Origin of the sequence: Aeromicrobium sp., from assembly GCF_014378035.1 — a bacterium.
Lineage (GTDB): Bacteria > Actinomycetota > Actinomycetes > Propionibacteriales > Nocardioidaceae > Aeromicrobium.
Map to the genome: position 1 here is coordinate 1 of NZ_JACMOM010000003.1, position 2,857 is coordinate 2,857.

The 2,857-nt window shown below is 68.8% G+C and carries 7 protein-coding genes; all 7 read left to right on the top strand.

Annotation, left to right across the window (positions count from 1 at the left end; genetic code table 11):
* A partial coding sequence (gene rpsC, locus H7290_RS00085) for a 30S ribosomal protein S3 (protein ID WP_290511974.1) occupies positions 1-772 on the top strand: 772 nt, incomplete at its 5' end.
* 3 nt (positions 773-775) lie between these two features.
* Complete coding sequence (gene rplP / locus H7290_RS00090) at positions 776-1,195, top strand: 50S ribosomal protein L16 (protein ID WP_290511975.1); 420 nt, start codon at positions 776-778, stop codon at positions 1,193-1,195.
* Complete coding sequence (gene rpmC, locus H7290_RS00095; RefSeq protein WP_290511976.1) at positions 1,195-1,434, top strand: 50S ribosomal protein L29; 240 nt, start codon at positions 1,195-1,197, stop codon at positions 1,432-1,434. Before rplP ends, rpmC begins: the two co-directional genes overlap by 1 nt.
* Positions 1,431-1,715, top strand: a complete 285-nt coding sequence (gene rpsQ / locus H7290_RS00100) for a 30S ribosomal protein S17 (RefSeq protein ID WP_290511977.1) — start codon at positions 1,431-1,433, stop codon at positions 1,713-1,715. Before rpmC ends, rpsQ begins: the two co-directional genes overlap by 4 nt.
* Positions 1,716-1,803: 88 nt before the next feature.
* Positions 1,804-2,172 carry a 50S ribosomal protein L14 gene (gene rplN / locus H7290_RS00105; RefSeq protein WP_290511978.1) on the top strand — a complete coding sequence of 123 codons (369 nt, stop codon included), beginning with the start codon at positions 1,804-1,806 and terminating at the stop codon, positions 2,170-2,172.
* A 10-nt stretch (positions 2,173-2,182) separates the two neighbouring features.
* Entirely contained in the window at positions 2,183-2,539 is a 357-nt protein-coding gene (gene rplX / locus H7290_RS00110) for a 50S ribosomal protein L24 (protein ID WP_290511980.1), read from the top strand.
* On the top strand, positions 2,539-2,857 hold a 319-nt coding region (gene rplE, locus H7290_RS00115), incomplete at its 3' end, for a 50S ribosomal protein L5 (RefSeq protein ID WP_290511979.1). The genes rplX and rplE, both read left to right, overlap by 1 nt.

Below are 2,857 nucleotides of genomic sequence, written 5' to 3' on the forward strand. Positions count from 1 at the left end.
CTCACGCTGGTACGCCGATAAGGCCTACGCCGAATATGTCGCCGAGGACGTCGCCATCCGTAAGTTGATGGCCAAGGGCATGGACCGCGCGGGCATCTCCAAGGTCGAGATCGAGCGCACCCGTGACCGGGTTCGCGTCGTCATCCATACCGCCCGTCCGGGCATCGTGATCGGCCGCCGCGGCGCCGAGGCCGACCGTATCCGCACTCAGCTGGAGAAGTTGACCGGCAAACAGGTACAGCTGAACATCCTCGAGGTTCGCAACCCCGAGTCGGACGCGCAACTCGTCGCCCAGGGCGTCGCCGAGCAGCTGTCCGCTCGCGTGTCCTTCCGTCGTGCCATGCGCAAGGGCATGCAGAGCTCGCTGCGCGCCGGCGCCAAGGGCATCCGGGTGCAGTGCTCCGGACGCCTCGGTGGCGCCGAGATGTCGCGCCCGGAGTTCTACCGCGAGGGTCGGGTGCCGCTGCACACGCTGCGCGCGAACATCGACTACGGCTTCTACGAGGCCCGGACGACGTTCGGCCGCATCGGCGTGAAGGTGTGGATCTACAAGGGCGACGTCACGGCCCGCGAGCTCGCGCAGCAGCAGGCCACCGCGCCTCGCCCGCCGCGCAGCCCGCGGCCCGAGCGCACGGCCGAGCGTCCGGCGCGCGGCGCTCGTCGTCCGGTCGACGGCGGCAGCGACGCTCCCGCCGCGGCGCCCGGGGCTGCGCCCGCAGCCACCTCGCCCCGGGCGACCGCTCCCGTCGCCGCGTCCGGATCGGAGGCCTGAGTCATGCTGATCCCGCGTCGCGTCAAGCACCGCAAGCAGCACCACCCGGGTCGCTCTGGTGCCGCCACCGGTGGCACCGTGGTGTCGTTCGGTGAGTTCGGCATCCAGGCGCTCGAGCCGGCCTACCTGACCAACCGTCAGATCGAGTCGGCTCGTATCGCGATGACCCGGCACATCAAGCGTGGCGGCAAGGTGTGGATCAACATCTACCCCGACCGCCCGATCACCAAGAAGCCGGCCGAGACCCGGATGGGTTCGGGCAAGGGCTCGCCCGAGTGGTGGATCGCGAACATCAAGCCCGGCCGCGTCATGTTCGAGCTCGCCGGCGTCCCCGAGGACATCGCCAAAGAGGCGATGCTGCGGGCCATGCACAAGCTCCCGATGAAGTGCCGCTTCGTGCGGCGCGAAGGTGGTGACATCTGATGGCAGTCGGATCCGCGGACCTGGTGGCCAGCGAGCTGCGCACCTTCGACGACGAGCGTCTGGTCGAGGAGCTGCGCAAGGGCAAGGAAGAGCTGTTCAACCTGCGCTTCCAGTCGGCCACCGGCCAGCTCGAGAGCCACGGCCGGCTGCGCGCCGTCCGTCGCGACATCGCGCGCATCTACACGATCCTGCGCGAGCGAGAGCTCGGCATCGACACCGCACCGGAGGCATCGGCATGAGCAGCACCGACAGCACCGTCGCGACGGACGAGCGCGCGTCCCGCAAGACCCGCCGCGGCTACGTCGTCAGCGACAAGATGGACAAGACCGTCGTGGTCGAGGTCGAGGACCGCGTCAAGCACCCGCTGTACGGCAAGGTCATGCGTCGCACCAGCAAGGTGCAGGCGCACGACGAGGCCAACGCGGCCGGCACCGGTGACCTGGTGCTGATCATGGAGACCCGACCGCTGTCGGCCACCAAGCGCTGGCGCGTCGTCGAGATCCTCGACAAGGCCAAGTGAGCACCAGCACCGCCCGCACACCACAGTCCGAAGAAGTGTTCCGCCAGGCTCGCCAGCCGAGAACCGGCGCGACGACAGGAGCTCAGCAGTGATCCAGCAGGAGTCGCGACTCAAGGTCGCCGACAACACCGGTGCCAAGCAGATTCTGTGTATCCGTGTCCTCGGTGGCTCGGGTCGACGTTACGCAGGCATCGGTGACGTCATCGTCGCCACCGTCAAGGACGCCATCCCCGGCGGCAACGTCAAGAAGGGCGACGTCGTCAAGGCGGTCATCGTGCGCACCTCCAAGGAGCGCCGACGCCCGGACGGCTCGTACATCCGCTTCGACGAGAACGCGGCCGTGATCCTGCGGCCGGACGGCGATCCCCGGGGTACCCGCATCTTCGGCCCGGTCGGCCGCGAGCTGCGTGACAAGAAGTTCATGAAGATCGTCTCCCTGGCACCGGAGGTGCTCTGACATGCCGAAGATGAAGATCAAGAAGGGTGACCTCGTCGAGGTCATCACCGGACGCGCGCAGAAGAACGGCGGCGACCGCGGCAAGCAGGGCAAGGTGATCTCGGTCGACACCGAGCGCCAGCGGGTGCTGGTCGAGGGCATGCGGATGGTCAAGCGGCACACCAAGGCCGGCACCACAGGCCGCGGGGCGCGCACCGGCGGGATCATCAACCAGGAGGCCGCGCTGCACATCAGCAACGTCATGCTGGTCGACCCCGAGTCCAAGAAGCGCACCCGGGTGGGCTACCGCCTCGAGACCGTCGAGCGCGACGGCCGTGACCGCACCGTCCGCGTGCGCTTCGCCAAGCGCTCCGGGAAGGACCTGTGATGACCGACACCACCGACACCGTCACCACTGACGCCGACGCGCCGAGTGAGGCGCGCACCCCGCGCCCGAGGCCGCGGCTGAAGGCGCGTTACCACGACGAGATCGTCGCCGCGCTCACCGAGCAGTTCGGGTTCTCCAACCGGATGCAGGTGCCCGGCGTGGTCAAGGTCGTCGTCAAGATGGGTGTGGGCGAGGCCGCCCGCGACTCCAAGCTGATCGACGGCGCCGTCCGCGACCTGGCGGCCATCACCGGGCAGAAGCCGGTCGTGACCAAGGCCGGCAAGTCCATCGCCCAGGTCAAGCTGCGCGTGGGCGTGC